Genomic DNA, 16,997 nt, shown 5'->3' on the forward strand with positions numbered 1-16,997 from the left:
GTGACATGTGGAGCTGACGAATACTAATAGATCGAGGACTTAACCATATAATATGTAGCAAATGTTATCTAGTTTTGAAGGAATATGCCTTCATAGTTTGGTGATGATGGCAGAGAGGTCACACCCGTTCCCATACCGAACACGGAAGTTAAGCTCTCTAGCGCCGATGGTAGTTGGGACCTTGTCCCTGTGAGAGTAGGACGTCGCCAAGCAACTAAAAACACAAGTCTTTTGACTTGTGTTTTTTTGTATTGTTAAAAAGAATGGGAAAGAAGTAATGGTAATACAAACACGTTGCCCAAGAGTTAATCATATTATATAAGAGATGGGTGTATATTTTTCTGGAAATTGTTAAGGATTAGAAGTATAAAATAGGTTCACTTAAATAGGGAGGGAAGGTTATGAAATTACAAAGTGAAGTTTGTATTGTTTGTGAGACAAAAAGAAAAGAAGGTATATATGTTTATAATAATTTAATATGTTATGAATGTGAAAAGGATATGGTGAATACAGAGACAGATGATCCGAAATATATACATTATTTAAAGCAACTTCGAAAATTAGAAGTATCATATTTTTAAATAGGCATATGCCTATTATTTTTTTTGTTCTGTATAATAGATGGAGAATGAATAATAAGGAAGAGATGTAGATGAATCAAAATCATATGCCTTTATATGAGGCGTTAATCGAGTTTAAAGAAAGAGGGCCGTTATCCTTTCATGTCCCAGGTCATAAGAATGGTTTAAACTTCCCTCAGAAGGCAATAAGAGAGTTTAAAGATATTCTATCTATTGATGTAACTGAGTTAGCAGGACTAGATGATTTGCATAGTCCGTTTGAATGTATAGATGAGGCACAACAATTATTGGCTGAAGTGTATGATACAAAGAAAAGTTATTTTTTAATTAATGGTTCAACAGTCGGGAACTTAGCGATGATTTTGTCTTGTTGTGGGGAACATGATATTGTTCTTGTACAAAGAAATTGTCATAAATCAATTATTAATGGTTTAAAACTAGCGGGAGCAAATCCCATTTTTTTAGATCCATGGATTGATGAAACTTATAATGTACCAGTGGGAGTTCGTAATGAAATTATTAAGAAAGCAATTGGAAAATATCCAAATGCGAAAGCACTCATTCTAACGCATCCTAATTATTATGGTATGGGGATGGATTTAGAGGCAAGCATCGTTTTTGCTCATGCACATGAAATTCCTGTTTTGATAGATGAGGCACATGGGGCACATCTTTGTTTAGGAGAACCATTCCCGAAATCAGCGTTAACATATGGTGCAGATATTGTAGTGCATTCTGCACATAAGACATTACCCGCAATGACAATGGGTTCCTATTTACATATAAATAGTCACTTAGTAGACGAAGAGAAGGTTACTACTTATTTAAGTATGCTACAATCTAGTAGTCCATCGTATCCAATTATGGCTTCCTTGGATATAGCACGCTTTACAATGGCGCGTATAAAAGAAGAAGGTCATGGTGAAATTGTTGAGTTTTTACGGAGATTTAAGGAACGGTTACGTTCTATTCCCCAAATCGCCATTTTAGAATATCCGTTGCAAGACGAGTTAAAGGTTACCGTACAAACTCGTTGTCAGTTATCAGGGTACGAATTACAGTCCGTATTTGAAAAGGTCGGTATATATACAGAGATGGCTGATCCGTACAATGTCCTATTTATTTTACCCCTGCAAGCAAATGAGGGGTATATGAAGGTTATAGAGATGATCCGAGTAGCATTGCAACATTATGACGTGAAAGACAAGAGGGAATCTATTCGTTATACTTATAAAGGTGAATTCTCTCCGTTGCCGTATACGTATAAACAACTAGAAAGATATGGAACAAGGATAGTATCTATAGAAGAGGCTGTTGGAATGATAGCGGCAGAAATGGTGATTCCGTATCCACCTGGGATTCCATTGGTTATGTATGGAGAGAGAATTACTTCAGAGCATAAAGAGCAAATTATGTATTTAGAGAGAGCAGGAGCTCGTTTTCAAGGTAATACGAAATATATGAAAGTGTATGATATAGAAAGTAGGTTTTAGGATGAAGGGATTATTTGTAACAATTGAAGGCCCAGAAGGTTCAGGCAAAACAACGTTAATTAAAAGCTTATTGCCATATTTTGAACAAAAAGCACAAAAGGTAATGGCGACAAGGGAACCAGGTGGTATTGCAATTTCTGAGGACATTAGGACGATTTTACATAAACAAGAATATACGATGATGGAAGCACGTACAGAAGCGCTTCTTTATGCTGCTGCGCGCAGACAACATTTAGTAGAAAAAGTTATGCCAGCACTTAATGAGAACTATCTCGTGTTATGTGATCGTTTTATAGATAGTTCTTTAGCATATCAAGGCTATGCAAGAGGATTGGGTATGGATAAGGTATTTGAAATAAATCGTTTCGCAACAGAGGACTGTATGCCTAGTTTAACAATTTATCTAGACATTGAGCCTGAGGTTGGCTTGGCTCGGATTGAAAAAGACGCAGGACGTGAAGTAAATCGACTAGATATGGAAGATATCTCTTTCCATAAACGTGTGCGCGAAGGGTATTTACAAGTTGTAGAACGTTTCTCGGAGCGTATTGTATTGGTAAATGCTGATCAGCCGATGGAAAAACTTATAGAAGAAGTTGTTCAGATTATAGAAGATAAATTGTTATAATAGAAGGAAAGAATGAAATAAGTGAGGTATGCATTATGATGAAGACGTGGGAGCAGCTTTCTGCTATACAACCCATCGGTGTAAAAATGTTGATGAATAGCATTGCAAAAGAGCGTATATCCCACGCTTACTTGTTAGAGGGAGGGAAAGGTACGGGAAAGTTTGCGACAGCAATTCAAATGGCAAAGAGTTTCCTCTGTTCTCAGCGGAATGGAGTAGAGCCCTGTCATGTATGCACAAATTGTAAGCGAATTGATTCAGGTAACCACCCTAACTTACATATTGTAAAACCAGACGGATTATCTATTAAGAAGCAGCAAATTCATGATTTACAAGAAGAGTTTTCAAAAACAGGATTAGAGGCAAATAAAAAATTATATATTATTGAGCACGCAGATCGTATGACGGCAAATGCGGCAAATACACTTTTGAAATTTTTAGAAGAACCAAGTAGTGATACAACCGCTATTTTACTTACTGAACAAAGTCATCAAATTTTAAATACGATTTTATCTCGTTGCCAAGTTGTTACGTTTAGACCGTTACCTACAGAATCTTTAATTAGAAGATTACAGGAAGAAGGTATTACAGCATCTTTATCGACACTTGCTGCTCAACTCACAAATAGTTTTGATGAAGCTTTAGCTTTATGTAGTGATGAATGGTTTGCACAAGCACGAGCTTTAGTGATAAAATTATGTGAAGCGCTCGAAAAAGATAAAACCTCTATTTTTTTTGTACAAGAAAAATGGGGAAAACACTTTGGAGAGAAAGAACAATTACAGCAAGGGTTAGATATGTTACTCCTTATTTATAAGGATTTACTATATGTTCAACTTGGAGAAGAAGATCGTCTTGTTTTTCATGAGCAGAAAGAGATGTTTGAATCGTTTTCCTATGCTCAGAAGCGCATTGTATCAGCTCTCTTTAATATATTAGAGGCAAAAAATAGAATCAACGCTAATGTAAATGCGCAGCTTGTGTTCGAACAGTTAGTGTTGCGGTTGCAGGAGGGATGACCGTTTTGTATGATGTAGTAGGTGTTCGCTTTAAGAAGGCCGGAAAGGTATATTACTTTGATCCAAATCAGTTCGATATCTCTGAAAATGAGTTTGTTATTGTAGAAACGGTAAGAGGTATTGAATACGGAAAAGTAGTTATTACCAAAAAGCAAGTTGATGAAAACGACGTTGTATTACCGCTAAAAAAGGTTATTCGTATTGCAAATGAAAATGATCGTACCATTGTTGAAGAGAACAAACATGCTGCAAAAGAAGCATATCAAGTCTGTCAGCAAAAGGTAGTAGAGCATAATCTTGATATGAAACTTGTAGATGTAGAGTATACATTCGATCGTAATAAGATTATTTTCTATTTTACTGCGGATGGTCGGATTGATTTCCGCGAACTAGTGAAGGACTTAGCGGCAATTTTTAGAACAAGAATTGAACTAAGACAAATTGGTGTTCGTGATGAAGCGAAGATGCTAGGTGGTATTGGTCCATGTGGTCGTATGCTTTGTTGTTCTACTTTTTTAGGAGATTTTGAACCTGTATCCATTAAAATGGCAAAGGATCAAAATTTATCATTAAATCCTGCAAAAATCTCTGGTTTATGTGGTCGCTTAATGTGTTGCTTAAAATATGAGAATGATGAATATGAGGCAGCAAAGGAACAACTTCCTGATTTAGATCAACGTATACAAACCCCGCATGGTACTGGCCGTGTGATCGGATTAAATATTTTAGAAAGATTAATTCAAGTGGAACTAGTAGACAAGGAACGGATAGTAGAATATACGTTAGATGAGTTAGTGAATAAAGGGGTCGTTTCGAGTCAAACCACAGATTAATGAGGTGGGTGCTTGTGGAGAAAAAAGATATTTTTGAATCGGTTTCTAGTATGGAAGAGCAAATTGGACATTTATACAAACAGTTGGGAGAGTTAAAACAGCATCTTGCAGAGTTGTTGGAAGAAAACCAGCATATAAAAATGGAAAATAACAATTTGCGACACCGTTTTGAAGAAGTGCAGAATAAAGAAAAACAAAAAACTCAAAAGCGTAAAGAAGTGAAGCCGAAGACAGATATTGGTGAAGGCTATGACAATTTAGCGAGACTGTATCAAGAAGGTTTTCATATTTGCAATCTACATTATGGAAGTGTACGTAAAGAGGGAGATTGTTTGTTCTGTCTGTCATTCTTAAATAAAAAGTGAAATTACCTTTCCAATTATAATTGGAAAGGTAATTTTTTATACATGAAATAGGGTAGGTTAAGGGTAAGAAAAGGAGCAGTATATGAATTTATATGAAGATGAACGTTTAGATTACTTATTAGCGCAAGACATGAAGATTATACAAAGCCCATCAGTATTTAATTTTTCTTTAGATGCTGTTTTACTAGCAGATTTTGCATGGGTACCAATTCAAAAGGGGAATTTACTTGATTTGTGTACAGGTAACGCAGTTGTCCCCCTTCTATTAAGTACAAGAACAAAAGGAAAGATTACTGGTGTGGAAATTCAAGAACGCTTATATGATATGGGAGTAAGAAGTGTTCAATATAATGGGCTGGAAGAAAGAATTCACCTCATACATGGAGATTTGAAAGATATGCCAGAGAAACTCGGACGTCATCAATATGATGTTGTTACATGTAATCCACCATATTTTCAAACACCTCAAACTTCAGAGAAAAATATGAATGAACATTTAGCGATAGCTCGTCATGAAATTATGTGTACATTAGAAGATGTTGTATCTGCAAGTAGTCAGTTAGTAAAACAAGGTGGGAAAGTGGCGTTTGTACATCGTCCAGGGCGATTACTCGACATTGTCACATTAATGCGTAAATATAAAATTGAACCAAAGCGTGTGCGATTTGTTTATCCTAAGGTTGGAAAAGAAGCAAATACATTGTTAATTGAAGGAATTAAGGATGGAAATGCAGATTTAAAAATTTTACCACCTCTCGTTGTATATGAGAACAATAACGAATATACAAAGGAGATACGTTCAATTTTATATGGAGAAGAATAAGCATTTTTTTTATGTGGTAGAGTGCTCTGATGGAAGTTATTATGCTGGATATACAAACCATATAGAAAAACGAATACAGACTCATAATAGCGGCAAAGGAGCTAAGTATACACGCGTCAGGCTTCCTGTCGTTTTAAAATATGTAGAGACCCATGATGATAAACGTACAGCTATGCAAGCGGAGTATTACTTTAAGCAATTAACGAGAAAACAAAAAGAGGCATATATGCAAAAAGGAGAACGCTATGTGGCAACAAAAAAGCTTTCAACAAAATGAAAAGGGAGTTTTATATTTAGTACCAACTCCTATTGGAAATTTAGAAGATATGACATTTCGTGCAATCCGAATTTTAAAAGAAGTTGATTTAATTGCTGCTGAAGATACGAGACAAACGAAAAAACTTTGTAATTATTTTGAAATTGAAACACCTGTCACGAGTTATCATGAGCATAATAAAGAAGTAAGTGGAAAGAGAATATTAGAGAGGTTAGAGGATGGAAAGAATGTAGCACTTGTTAGTGACGCTGGTATGCCGTGTATTTCTGATCCGGGTTACGATATTGTTGTTGAGGCAGTAGCTGAGCAATATCATGTAATTCCGCTTCCTGGAGCAAATGCAGCCCTTACAGCATTAATTGCATCCGGTCTTGAAACAAAGCAGTTTTATTTCTATGGTTTCTTGCAGAGAAACAAAAAGGAACGGAAGATGGAGTTAGAAAAGCTTCGTTATGTACAAACTACAATGATGTTTTATGAAGCGCCTCATCGTTTAGATGATACTTTAATTTCGATGCAGGAAGTGTTGGGAAATAGAGAGATTGTATTGTGTCGAGAGTTAACGAAAAAATTTGAGGAATTTATTCGAGGGACAATTCAAGAAGCAATTGAGTGGACGAAGCAAAATGAAGTACGTGGTGAGTTTTGTATTTTAGTAGCTGGTTCAACAGAAGAACCTGCTCCAGAAGAACAATGGTGGGAATCTCTTTCAGTATATGATCATATTGAACACTATATAAATGAAAAAGGTATGAATTCAAAAGAAGCGATTAAAACAGTCGCTAAAGATCGAGATTTGTCGAAAAGAGATGTATATCAAATCTATCATGTCGATAAAAAATAAGCTTCTCATAATTGAGAAGCTTATTTTGCTGTTTCGATATAATCTTGAAGTTCGTTTAAGATTTGCTCAGCGCCTTCTTTGCTTAAGATGATTTTACCTTCAGCTAAAGAAAGGTTACCGTCAGATACTTCACCAGTTACTTGGCAAGTCATGTTTGGTTTATATTTCTTTAAGATGATTTTTTCGTCATCAACATAGATTTCAAGAGCGTCCTTTTCTGCAATACCTAAAGTACGGCGTAATTCGATTGGAATTACTACACGACCTAATTCATCAACTTTACGAACAATACCAGTAGATTTCATAATTTTTTTCCTCCTAAATAAATAGTTTATAAGTTTCGAGTCTATTTTTAGATTCGTCATTTTTCGACAAAATACCCTATGGACATATGATACCAATCATTTACATTTCCGTCAATTCTTAAATTCTATATTTTTTAAAAAGATTTATAGATTTCTTATTTCTTATATATAATAGATTGAGAGGAAATTCCACAATTATTTACAATATTTTCAGAAAAAAATAACAAATTCCAAGTGGAGATTGTATATTTTTTTGAAATATGAGCAATAGATGATAAAGATATCGAGCATTAAGACCCAGAATTCAAAATTAGGTTGGCTTAAAGAAGATAAGTGAGATTCGGGCTGCTCGTAAAAGCCCGATTGATGTGGGCTAATAATCAGTGGGGATGAAGAAAAACCCCACTGATTAAAGTTTCACTTTATATATGAGTTTTTGATATACTGTTTATAAATACATATGAGGTTATTCGGGAGGTCCAAAACAATGACAGAGGAAAATAAGTCCTTTTATATTACTACCCCAATTTATTATCCAAGTGGAAAATTACACATTGGACATGCTTATACGACAGTAGCAGGAGATGCAATGGCACGATATAAGCGTATGCAAGGATATAATGTGCATTATTTAACAGGAACTGATGAGCATGGACAGAAGATCCAAAAGAAAGCAGAAGAGTTAAATATTACGCCACAGGCATATGTTGATAATATTGTTGCAGGAATTAAAGAGCTTTGGGAGAAGATGGATATTTCTTATGATGATTTTATTCGTACAACTGAAGATCGTCATAAAGATGTTGTCGAAAAAATCTTTAAGCAATTAGTAGATCAAGGTGACATTTATCTTGATGAATATGAAGGTTGGTATTCTGTACAAGATGAGACGTTCTATACAGAGCACCAATTAGTAGATCCAATTATGGAAGGTGACAAAGTAGTTGGAGGAAAAAGTCCAGATAGTGGTCATGATGTAGAACTTGTTCGTGAAGAATCTTATTTCTTTAGAATGGGTAAATATGTCGACAGACTATTAAAGTTCTATGAAGATAATCCACATTTCATTCAGCCGGAGTCTCGTAAAAATGAAATGATTAATAATTTTATTAAACCAGGATTAGAAGATTTAGCAGTTTCTCGTACTTCATTTGACTGGGGAGTTCGTGTTCCTGGTAACCCAAAACACGTTATTTACGTATGGGTTGACGCATTATCTAACTATATTACGGCGTTAGGTTATGGAACAGCAAATGAAGAGAAATATAAAAAATTCTGGCCTGCAGATGTGCATTTAGTTGGGAAAGAAATCGTTCGTTTCCATACAATTTATTGGCCGATAATTTTAATGGCATTAGATTTACCTCTTCCAAAGAAAGTCTTTGCTCATGGCTGGATTTTAATGAAGGATGGAAAGATGAGTAAGTCAAAAGGAAACGTAGTAGATCCAGTTACATTAATCGATCGTTATGGATTGGATGCATTACGTTATTACTTACTTCGTGAAGTTCCATTTGGATCTGATGGCGTATTTACACCAGAAGGATTTGTGGAGCGTATTAATTTCGACTTAGCAAATGACTTAGGTAATTTATTAAATCGTATAGTAGCTATGATTGATAAGTACTTTAACGGAGAAATCCCTGCATTTAAAGCAAATGTAACAGAATTTGATGAAACGTTAGTAGCGTTTGCACAAGATACTTTGAAAAAAGTAGAAGAAGCAATGGAGAATATGGAGTTCTCTGTAGCGTTAGGATCTATTTGGCAATTGGTTAGTCGTACGAATAAATATATTGATGAAACACAACCATGGGTATTAGCAAAAGATGAGAATGATCGTGAAAAGTTAGCTTCCGTAATGGCTCATTTAGCAGAAGTACTTCGTCAAACAGGTATTATGCTTATGCCATTCTTAACAGTAGCACCAAGCAAGATGTTTGCTCAGCTTGGCCTTACTGATGAGGCTCATAAATCTTGGGAAAGTCTATCTACAATTGGCTGTATTCCAGCTGGAACAAAAGTAGAAAAAGGAAACCCAATTTTCCCTCGTTTAGAAATAGAAGTGGAAGTAGAGTACATTAAAGAACAAATGAAAAGCTCTGCCCCTAAAGTAGAAGAGAAAAAAGAAGAAGAGCCGAAGGCAGAAGAAATTACAATTGATGATTTCTTTAAAGTAGAATTACGCGTAGCTGAAGTACTATCTGCTGAACCTGTGAAAAAAGCAGACAAGTTGTTAAAAATTCAACTAGACTTAGGCACAGAAAAGCGTCAAGTTGTTTCTGGAATTGCAAAATTCTATTCGCCAGAAGACCTAAAAGGTAAAAAGGTTATTTGTGTAACAAACTTAAAACCTGTAAAATTACGCGGTGAATTATCGCAAGGTATGATTTTAGCGGGTGAAGAGAATGGTGTATTGTCATTAGCATCAATTGACCAAAATCTACCAAATGGTACAAAAATCAAGTAATTAAGACAAGAAAAGAGATGTTTCACGTGTAACATGTGTGAAGCGTCTTTTTTCTTTTTACATTCTCTATTTTTGCATTAAGATTGTAGTATTGTTATCGTTAAGTTATTAAAGAACTTATTTTTGTAGAATAAACTTGATTTCAATATAAAAGGAGTTATGTATTATGTTGTTTGATACACATTCGCATTTGAATGCAGAGCAATTTGAAGAAGATTTGCAAGAAGTTATTGCCCGAATGAAAGAAGCGGGAGTTACTTATACAGTTGTTGTTGGTTTTGATGAAGTAACGATAAAAAAGGCGATGGAATTAGCTGAAGCTTATGATTTTATTTACGCTGCGGTTGGATGGCATCCAGTTGATGCAATTGACATGACAGAAGAACATTTAGCTTGGTTAGAAGAACTTGCTTCTCATCCTAAAGTCGTTGCACTTGGAGAAATGGGTTTAGATTATCATTGGGATAAGTCTCCAAAAGAAATACAGAAAGAAGTATTTCGTAAACAAATTGCATTAGCGAAAAAAGTGAAATTGCCGATTATTATACATAATCGCGATGCAACTCAAGATATTGTTGATATTCTAGAAGAAGAGAATGCAGCTGAAGTAGGAGGCATTATGCATTGTTTTAGCGGCAGCGTAGAAGTAGCAGAGCGATGTGTTGATATGAACTTTCTAATTTCGTTAGGCGGACCAGTTACATTTAAAAACGCTAAAAAGCCGAAAGAGGTTGCTACGGAGATTCCATTAGAGAAATTGTTAATAGAGACGGATTGTCCATATCTAACGCCGCATCCATTTCGAGGGAAACGAAATGAACCGAGTTATGTAAAACTCGTAGCAGAAGAAATTGCGAATTTAAAAGGTGTTTCTTATGAGGAAGTAGCAGAAATGACAACCAAAAATGCAAAAGCTTTATTTGGTGTTGAATAAAAAAGAGTGGGGAAACCTGTTCTTTTTTATTTTGAAAAAACACTAGTAGAAGTGATGAAGAAAATAAATGTGAATGATGAAGTGTTACAATAAGGACAGAGAACAAAGATTTTTCTATTCTATTTTTTAAAATATAAGAATGAGGAAAATAATAATGGAAAAGTCGTCATTTTTTTGTTTTACTAAGTAGAGACGAAACGAGTGTGGAGGCAAGCATGAAAATAAAAGAGATTATCGTTGTAGAAGGTAAAGATGATACAGTTGCGATTAAGCGTGCTGTTGATGCGGATACAATTGAAACGAACGGTTCAGCAATCGGTGATCATGTTATTGAGCAAGTTAAATTAGCGCAGCAAAAAAGGGGCGTTATTATTTTCACAGATCCAGATTATCCTGGAGAGCGTATTCGAAAAATTATTTCTGACAAGGTTCCCGGCTGTAAGCATGCCTTTTTACCGAAGGAAGAAGCGCTTGCTAAAAGGAAAAAGGGAGTTGGGATCGAACATGCTTCTAATGAGTCGATTCGCCGTGCTCTAGAGAATATACATGAAGAAATGGAAGCTTATACAAGTGAAATTAGTTGGAGTGATTTAGTCGATGCAGGCTTAGTGGGCGGAGAAATGGCAAAGAGCCGCAGAGAAAGAATGGGTAAGCTATTAAAGATTGGTTATACAAATGCAAAACAGTTACATAAACGATTACAGATGTTTCAAGTTTCAAAGGAATCATTTGGAGAAGCTTATAAGCAAGTAATACAGGAGGAAAAAAAATGAAGGATATCGCAACGCCAAATCGTACAAAAGACATTGTTGAAAAGTATGGATTTTCATTCAAAAAAAGTTTAGGACAAAACTTTTTAATTGATACAAATGTATTAAATCGTATTGTCGATCATGCAGAAATTGGTTCAGAAAGTGGTGCAATTGAAATTGGACCAGGTATCGGTGCATTAACAGAGCAATTAGCGAAGCGTGCTAAAAAAGTAGTGGCTTTTGAAATTGATCAAAGACTATTACCAATTTTAGATGAGACGTTAGCACCATATGGTAACGTTACAGTTATTAATAAAGACGTACTAAAAGCGGATGTACATGAAGTATTTAATGAGCAATTTGAAGAAGGGCAAGATGTAATGGTAGTAGCTAACTTGCCATACTATATTACAACGCCAATTTTATTTAAATTGCTTGAAGAAAAGTTACCAGTTCGTGGATTTGTTGTTATGATGCAAAAAGAAGTTGGAGATCGTTTAGCTGCTAAACCTGGAACGAAAGAGTATGGTTCTTTATCGATTGCTATTCAGTATTATACAGAAGTTGAAACAGTTATGACTGTACCGCGTACAGTGTTTGTACCACAGCCAAATGTTGATTCTGCAATTATTCGCCTTCTAAAGCGTCCGAAACCGGTTGTAGAGGTGACAGATGAAACATTCTTCTTTGAAGTAGTACGAGCAAGTTTCGCACAGCGCCGTAAAACTTTGATGAATAATTTATCAAATAATTTAAATGGTTTCCCGAAAGATAAGGAATTATTGGATCGAATTTTAACAGAAGTAGGAATTGATCCAAAGCGAAGAGGCGAAACGCTATCTATTGAAGAGTTTGCAACATTAAGTAATGCATTGGTTCTTCATAAATTATCATAAGAATATGAAAGGGACAGTTCAACTTGAACTGTCCCTTTTGTCACCTTTCTCCCTCTAAATTCATATTTTAAAAACAGGTAAGATGGCCTAATGAGTTTGGAGGTAGGAGAATGGCTTTACATGTTGGAGAATTAGTGGAACGATATTCTCATAAGAGGGATATTCTTTTTCGTATTATAGAAATAAAAGGCGAGATAGCTATATTGTTTGGAGAGGAAATTAGACTGGTGGCGGATGCGCCACTTGAAGATTTAATTAGTATAGATCAACGAGAACATAAAAAAAGGGTGAAGCGTGAGAAAGAAACAATGGAGCGCACGTATCGTTTGTTTCAACAAGATTATGTGTTAATGAAACAAAGGCATGAACATACTTCAACTGGTGGATACACAAGTGAGGTGAATTATTTTCAAATGCCGGGACGTGTATTGCATATAGATGGAGACCCTTTATATTTGCGCAAGTGCTTAGACTTATATAACAAAATTGGCGTTCCTGTACAAGGTATTCATTGTAAAGAAACGGAGATGCATGAAAAAGTAGTAGACTTAATAGATCACTTTCGCCCAGACATTCTCGTTATTACGGGGCATGATGCATATACAAAATCGAAAGGAGTGAAGGGAGATTTAGCGGCATATAGGCATTCAAGGCATTTTGTACAGGCTGTTCGAGAAGTGCGAAAAAAATATCCATCATTGGATCAACTTGTTATTTTTGCTGGGGCATGTCAATCGCACTTTGAGGCACTAATTCGTGCAGGGGCCAATTTCGCTAGTTCACCATCTAGAATTAATATTCATGCACTAGATCCTGTATATGTAGTTGGTAAAATTAGTTTTACTTCATTTATGGAGAGAGTCAATGTATGGGATGTCGTACGTAATACAATTACTGGTGAAAAGGGACTAGGTGGAATTGAAACGAGAGGGATTTTACGAACGGGATTACCTTTTCAACATTACGAAGAGTAAGCAGGGTACATATGTATCTTGCTTTTTTGTATGGAAGGATTTAAATGAATTTGGATAAAAAGAGACAAGAACGTACAGACTACGTAATGATACTTTTACAATATAGTATTTCTTCTATCTATTCAAACGCAAGATGATATTAGCTGTGAATCGAGGTTAATAATTAGGATAGATATATCGTGTTTTAAGTGTTCAATCTAAATTACAGCGAGGTGTAGCGAAGTATATGTCAAAACGTTTAGATGAAATTAAAAGCGAATTAGATCACCATCTTGGACAGCGACTTATGTTAAAAGCAAATAGTGGAAGAAGAAAAACTGTGGAGCAATCAGGTGTACTAGCAGAAACATACCGTTCTGTTTTTGTTGTACAATTGGATCAACAAGAAGATGCGTTGCAACGTGTATCTTATAGTTATGCAGATGTTTTAACAGAGACAGTAGAGTTAACATTTTATGGAGACCCTCATGATGAGGTCATTTTATAATCCGTATATCATTACATATATTTCCATAAATGAAAAGCTATATTATTTTGCATACTAACTATACCGTAGCAAAATAAGGAGGGACTCTGCATTGAGTAGACGAAGAGGTGTCATGTCAAACCAATTTAAAGAAGAGCTAGCAAAAGAGCTTGGTTTTTATGATGTTGTTCAGAAAGAAGGATGGGGCGGAATTCGTGCGAAAGATGCTGGTAACATGGTGAAACGTGCTATAGAAATTGCAGAACAGCAATTAATGAAACGAAACCAGTAGTTGTAAGATACTTTCTATGCTACGGTAGCCGAGGAGACATTCCTCGGCTTTTTGTACTCTAAAAGGTGCCATCATTTTACATAAGTAGTTTCATTCTGAATGCTTTTCGTTATAATTAGGGAAGTGTCATCGTCTTACTATAAATTTATGGTAAAATAAACGATAAAAGATTGAGTACATAGAGTGGGTGAATAGATTGAAGCTACTAGTGAAAGCACCAGCAAAGATTAATCTGTCGTTAGATGTACTGGGAAAAAGACAAGACGGATATCATGAAGTGAAAATGATTATGACAACCATTGATTTAGCAGATCGTCTAGAACTAACGGAATTAGCAGAAGACCGTATTGAAATTTTATCCCATAATCGGTATGTCCCAGACGACCAACGAAATTTAGCTTATCAGGCAGCGAAATTATTAAAAGAGAAGTTTAATGTAAAAAAAGGTGTATCTATTACTATTGAAAAAACGATTCCAGTAGCAGCTGGATTAGCAGGTGGAAGTAGTGATGCAGCAGCGACATTACGTGGTCTTAATAAATTATGGAATTTAGGGCTTACAATTGATGAGTTAGCAGAGCTTGGCGCAGAAATTGGATCAGATGTATCTTTCTGTGTATACGGCGGCACAGCAATTGCCACTGGAAGAGGAGAGAAAATTGAGCATATAAAGACTCCGCCTTCTTGTTGGGTTATTTTAGCGAAACCACATATAGGTGTATCTACTGCTGATGTGTATGGAAATTTAAAGTTAAATCGAGTTACACATCCAAATGTAGATAAAATGGTTGATGTCATAAATTCTGGAGATTATAAAGGGATTTGTGATACTGTTGGTAACGTTTTAGAAGATGTAACATTTGGAATGCATCCTGAAGTTGCACGTATTAAATCACAGATGAAGCGATTCGGAGCGGATGCTGTATTGATGAGTGGAAGTGGTCCAACTGTATTTGGACTTGTACACCATGATTCTCGAATGCATCGCATTTATAACGGATTAAAAGGATTTTGTGAACAGGTCTATGCGGTACGTTTATTAGGAGAGCGAGAAACGCTTGAATAAAGACGTATAATACGTTATGATTTGTTTAGAATATTCGTGATTTGAGGTGAGAGTATGAAAATTAGAAGAAGTACAAGATTAGTCGATATGACTTATTACTTGCTACAAAACCCTCGTCAGCTAGTATCTCTCACTTTTTTTGCTGAAAGGTATCAATCGGCTAAGTCTTCCATTAGTGAGGATTTAGTTATTATTAAGCAAACGTTTGAGCAACAAGGGGTCGGCACATTGCAAACGATACCAGGAGCAGCAGGAGGAGTGAAATATATACCGTATATAAGTGAAGAAGAGGCAGATCTAATTATTGATGAGCTTTGTGGCTTATTTGAAAACCCAGATCGTATTTTGCCTGGCGGTTACTTATACATGACAGATTTATTGAGTAATCCTCGCCATATTAATGGCGCAGGTCGTTTGTTTGCTTCTGTTTTTGCTAGGCAATCAATTGATGCGGTTATGACAGTGGCAACGAAAGGGATTCCACTTGCTTATGCAGTGGCAAATTACTTAGATGTACCAGTTGTAATTGCAAGGAAAGATAATAAGGTAACAGAAGGTCCGACTGTTAGTATTAACTATGTGTCGGGTTCTTCTAAACGAATTCAAACAATGACGTTAGCAAAACGCAGCCTTCCAGAAGGATCGAATGTTTTAATTATTGATGACTTCATGAAAGCTGGTGGAACGATTCAAGGTATGATGAGTATGTTAGAAGAGTTCAAGGCTAATGTTGTTGGTATTGGTGTATTAGTAGAATCCACAGATATTGAAGAACGACTAATTAATAATTTTGTATCATTAATTCGTCTATCGGAAGTTGATGTGAAAGAAAAAACGATTCAAGTGGAAAAAGGGAATTATTCTCTTGCACCATTTGATGAAGGGCTTGTAGAGGCTGAATAAAAGGTAGAGCAGATAGCTCTATCTTTTTTTATTTTATTTATAGATTATAAAATAGATGGACAAACTGCCTTTCGTACACTATTTTTAAAGAGTAAAATAAATAATAAAAGGGTGAAAAGTATGAAAGTTGTTCAAACAAGCAAGGCACCACAAGCGATTGGACCTTACTCACAAGGGATTATTGTAAATAATATGTTTTATAGCTCAGGACAAATTCCATTAACGAAAAATGGGGAGCTTGTAACAGGAGATGTAACAGTACAAACAGAACAAGTATTTCAAAATTTACAAGCGGTATTAGAGGAAGCGGGTGCTTCATTTGATACAGTCGTAAAAACAACAGTATTTTTAAAGGACATGGATGATTTTAATGCTGTGAATGAAGTATATAGCTCTTATTTCTCTACTCATAAACCAGCTCGATCTTGTGTGCAAGTAGCAAAATTACCGAAAGATGTTTCCGTTGAAATTGAAGTAATCGCCCTAGTTAAGTAACCTTTTGTAAGCGATAACCTCCACTAATCTCTATATTCAACTACATTAAAAATTTTTATCTTAAAAATTTTTAAAAAATTAAAGGGAAAATAGAAAATTTGTGGAATTTATACAAATATATCGCTTATTTAGAAAAGGGTGGTGAACACAAGATGGAAGTGACTGACGTAAGATTACGCCGCGTAAACACAGAAGGCCGCATGAGAGCAATTGCCTCTATTACTTTGGACCATGAATTTGTTGTTCATGATATTCGTGTAATTGATGGTAATAATGGATTATTTGTAGCAATGCCAAGTAAACGTACTCCAGATGGAGAGTTCCGTGACATTGCACATCCGATTAATTCTGGTACACGCTCTAAAATTCAAGATGCGGTTTTAACAGAGTATCATCGTTTAGGCGAGTTAGAAGAGGTTGAGTTTGAAGAAGCAGGTGCTTCGTAAAATTCGAATGAAAAGGGCTTTGACGAAAAGCCTTATAATTTTGTAGCAAACTCCTGTAAGCATTTACAGGAGTTTGTTTTTTTTTGCTTTATATTTGAAAATTTCATAATTCATTAACATAAAAAGAAGAAACTA

General features: G+C 35.5%; 21 protein-coding genes and 1 rRNA gene. 21 read left to right on the forward strand and 1 reads right to left on the reverse strand.

The annotated features are described in order from the left end of the window. Positions 1-96 precede the first annotated feature (96 nt). From rrf to rsmI, 10 genes are all read left to right on the forward strand, one after another. Positions 97-212, forward strand: a 5S ribosomal RNA gene (gene rrf, locus CQ064_RS30155). A 189-nt stretch (positions 213-401) separates the two neighbouring features. Beyond that, positions 402-581, forward strand: a complete 180-nt coding sequence (locus CQ064_RS30160) for a sigma factor G inhibitor Gin (RefSeq protein WP_000776279.1) — start codon at positions 402-404, stop codon at positions 579-581. A gap of 71 nt (positions 582-652) precedes the next feature. Continuing rightward, positions 653-2,074 (forward strand): aminotransferase class I/II-fold pyridoxal phosphate-dependent enzyme, encoded by a 1,422-nt coding sequence (locus CQ064_RS30165; RefSeq protein WP_001073005.1) that lies wholly within the window; start codon positions 653-655, stop codon positions 2,072-2,074. Between the two features lies 1 nt (position 2,075). After that, positions 2,076-2,702: a dTMP kinase gene (tmk, locus tag CQ064_RS30170; protein WP_000677220.1), complete on the forward strand. Its 627-nt coding sequence runs from the start codon at positions 2,076-2,078 to the stop codon at positions 2,700-2,702. A gap of 35 nt (positions 2,703-2,737) precedes the next feature. After that, entirely contained in the window at positions 2,738-3,721 is a 984-nt protein-coding gene (gene holB, locus CQ064_RS30175; RefSeq protein WP_000978578.1) for a DNA polymerase III subunit delta', read from the forward strand. 5 nt (positions 3,722-3,726) lie between these two features. Continuing rightward, entirely contained in the window at positions 3,727-4,554 is an 828-nt protein-coding gene (locus tag CQ064_RS30180) for a PSP1 domain-containing protein (RefSeq protein WP_000272429.1), read from the forward strand. Positions 4,555-4,568: 14 nt separating this feature from the next. Next, positions 4,569-4,919, forward strand: coding sequence for a DNA replication initiation control protein YabA (yabA, locus tag CQ064_RS30185; RefSeq protein ID WP_000412063.1), 351 nt, complete (start codon positions 4,569-4,571; stop codon positions 4,917-4,919). A gap of 82 nt (positions 4,920-5,001) precedes the next feature. Then, positions 5,002-5,742, forward strand: coding sequence for a tRNA1(Val) (adenine(37)-N6)-methyltransferase (locus tag CQ064_RS30190; RefSeq protein WP_001055355.1), 741 nt, complete (start codon positions 5,002-5,004; stop codon positions 5,740-5,742). After that, positions 5,729-6,019, forward strand: coding sequence for a GIY-YIG nuclease family protein (locus tag CQ064_RS30195; RefSeq protein ID WP_000414350.1), 291 nt, complete (start codon positions 5,729-5,731; stop codon positions 6,017-6,019). The genes CQ064_RS30190 and CQ064_RS30195 overlap by 14 nt, the downstream gene beginning before the upstream one ends. Continuing rightward, positions 5,988-6,863 (forward strand): 16S rRNA (cytidine(1402)-2'-O)-methyltransferase, encoded by an 876-nt coding sequence (gene rsmI / locus CQ064_RS30200; RefSeq protein WP_000267825.1) that lies wholly within the window; start codon positions 5,988-5,990, stop codon positions 6,861-6,863. Before CQ064_RS30195 ends, rsmI begins: the two co-directional genes overlap by 32 nt. A gap of 20 nt (positions 6,864-6,883) precedes the next feature. Here the strand turns inward: rsmI and CQ064_RS30205 are convergent, their stop codons facing one another. Beyond that, a complete protein-coding gene (locus tag CQ064_RS30205) occupies positions 6,884-7,168 on the reverse strand; it encodes a transition state genes transcriptional regulator AbrB (RefSeq protein WP_000843036.1) in 285 nt (94 codons plus the stop codon). A 487-nt stretch (positions 7,169-7,655) separates the two neighbouring features. Between CQ064_RS30205 and metG the strand changes: the two genes are divergently transcribed. From metG to spoVG, 11 genes are all read left to right on the forward strand, one after another. Then, positions 7,656-9,638, forward strand: a complete 1,983-nt coding sequence (metG, locus tag CQ064_RS30210; RefSeq protein WP_000134129.1) for a methionine--tRNA ligase — start codon at positions 7,656-7,658, stop codon at positions 9,636-9,638. A 166-nt stretch (positions 9,639-9,804) separates the two neighbouring features. Beyond that, the gene (locus tag CQ064_RS30215; RefSeq protein ID WP_000895840.1) at positions 9,805-10,572 is read left to right on the forward strand and encodes a TatD family hydrolase; all 768 of its coding nucleotides are present in this window, start codon (positions 9,805-9,807) and stop codon (positions 10,570-10,572) included. Positions 10,573-10,787: 215 nt separating this feature from the next. Next, positions 10,788-11,345 (forward strand): ribonuclease M5, encoded by a 558-nt coding sequence (gene rnmV, locus CQ064_RS30220; protein WP_000692837.1) that lies wholly within the window; start codon positions 10,788-10,790, stop codon positions 11,343-11,345. Further along, a complete protein-coding gene (gene rsmA / locus CQ064_RS30225; protein WP_000651548.1) occupies positions 11,342-12,220 on the forward strand; it encodes a 16S rRNA (adenine(1518)-N(6)/adenine(1519)-N(6))-dimethyltransferase RsmA in 879 nt (292 codons plus the stop codon). Before rnmV ends, rsmA begins: the two co-directional genes overlap by 4 nt. Positions 12,221-12,330: 110 nt before the next feature. Beyond that, positions 12,331-13,194 (forward strand): sporulation peptidase YabG, encoded by an 864-nt coding sequence (gene yabG / locus CQ064_RS30230; RefSeq protein ID WP_001173734.1) that lies wholly within the window; start codon positions 12,331-12,333, stop codon positions 13,192-13,194. A gap of 226 nt (positions 13,195-13,420) precedes the next feature. Continuing rightward, entirely contained in the window at positions 13,421-13,681 is a 261-nt protein-coding gene (gene veg, locus CQ064_RS30235) for a biofilm formation stimulator Veg (protein ID WP_000044346.1), read from the forward strand. A 91-nt stretch (positions 13,682-13,772) separates the two neighbouring features. Then, positions 13,773-13,952 (forward strand): acid-soluble spore protein SspF, encoded by a 180-nt coding sequence (gene sspF, locus CQ064_RS30240; protein WP_002094215.1) that lies wholly within the window; start codon positions 13,773-13,775, stop codon positions 13,950-13,952. Positions 13,953-14,148: 196 nt separating this feature from the next. Then, a complete protein-coding gene (ispE, locus tag CQ064_RS30245) occupies positions 14,149-15,018 on the forward strand; it encodes a 4-(cytidine 5'-diphospho)-2-C-methyl-D-erythritol kinase (RefSeq protein WP_000772104.1) in 870 nt (289 codons plus the stop codon). A 54-nt stretch (positions 15,019-15,072) separates the two neighbouring features. Next, positions 15,073-15,921 carry a pur operon repressor gene (gene purR / locus CQ064_RS30250; protein WP_000702467.1) on the forward strand — a complete coding sequence of 283 codons (849 nt, stop codon included), beginning with the start codon at positions 15,073-15,075 and terminating at the stop codon, positions 15,919-15,921. Positions 15,922-16,041: 120 nt separating this feature from the next. Then, positions 16,042-16,416, forward strand: coding sequence for a RidA family protein (locus tag CQ064_RS30255; protein ID WP_000869824.1), 375 nt, complete (start codon positions 16,042-16,044; stop codon positions 16,414-16,416). A 152-nt stretch (positions 16,417-16,568) separates the two neighbouring features. Continuing rightward, positions 16,569-16,862: a septation regulator SpoVG gene (gene spoVG, locus CQ064_RS30260; RefSeq protein WP_000454041.1), complete on the forward strand. Its 294-nt coding sequence runs from the start codon at positions 16,569-16,571 to the stop codon at positions 16,860-16,862. Positions 16,863-16,997: the final 135 nt, after the last annotated feature.

This window comes from Bacillus sp. MYb78, assembly GCF_002975115.1.
Taxonomy (GTDB): domain Bacteria; phylum Bacillota; class Bacilli; order Bacillales; family Bacillaceae_G; genus Bacillus_A; species Bacillus_A cereus.

Coding starts and splice junctions, on each gene's coding strand:
- purR (WP_000702467.1), top strand. CDS start 15,073: ATGAAAATTAGAAGAAGTACAAGATTAGTCGATATGACTTATTACTTG.
- rnmV (WP_000692837.1), top strand. CDS start 10,788: ATGAAAATAAAAGAGATTATCGTTGTAGAAGGTAAAGATGATACAGTT.
- CQ064_RS30205 (WP_000843036.1), bottom strand. CDS start 7,168: ATGAAATCTACTGGTATTGTTCGTAAAGTTGATGAATTAGGTCGTGTA.
- CQ064_RS30195 (WP_000414350.1), top strand. CDS start 5,729: ATGGAGAAGAATAAGCATTTTTTTTATGTGGTAGAGTGCTCTGATGGA.
- metG (WP_000134129.1), top strand. CDS start 7,656: ATGACAGAGGAAAATAAGTCCTTTTATATTACTACCCCAATTTATTAT.
- CQ064_RS30215 (WP_000895840.1), top strand. CDS start 9,805: ATGTTGTTTGATACACATTCGCATTTGAATGCAGAGCAATTTGAAGAA.
- CQ064_RS30160 (WP_000776279.1), top strand. CDS start 402: ATGAAATTACAAAGTGAAGTTTGTATTGTTTGTGAGACAAAAAGAAAA.
- spoVG (WP_000454041.1), top strand. CDS start 16,569: ATGGAAGTGACTGACGTAAGATTACGCCGCGTAAACACAGAAGGCCGC.
- yabG (WP_001173734.1), top strand. CDS start 12,331: ATGGCTTTACATGTTGGAGAATTAGTGGAACGATATTCTCATAAGAGG.
- tmk (WP_000677220.1), top strand. CDS start 2,076: ATGAAGGGATTATTTGTAACAATTGAAGGCCCAGAAGGTTCAGGCAAA.
- CQ064_RS30190 (WP_001055355.1), top strand. CDS start 5,002: ATGAATTTATATGAAGATGAACGTTTAGATTACTTATTAGCGCAAGAC.
- rsmI (WP_000267825.1), top strand. CDS start 5,988: ATGTGGCAACAAAAAAGCTTTCAACAAAATGAAAAGGGAGTTTTATAT.
- rsmA (WP_000651548.1), top strand. CDS start 11,342: ATGAAGGATATCGCAACGCCAAATCGTACAAAAGACATTGTTGAAAAG.
- veg (WP_000044346.1), top strand. CDS start 13,421: ATGTCAAAACGTTTAGATGAAATTAAAAGCGAATTAGATCACCATCTT.
- CQ064_RS30255 (WP_000869824.1), top strand. CDS start 16,042: ATGAAAGTTGTTCAAACAAGCAAGGCACCACAAGCGATTGGACCTTAC.
- CQ064_RS30165 (WP_001073005.1), top strand. CDS start 653: ATGAATCAAAATCATATGCCTTTATATGAGGCGTTAATCGAGTTTAAA.
- holB (WP_000978578.1), top strand. CDS start 2,738: ATGATGAAGACGTGGGAGCAGCTTTCTGCTATACAACCCATCGGTGTA.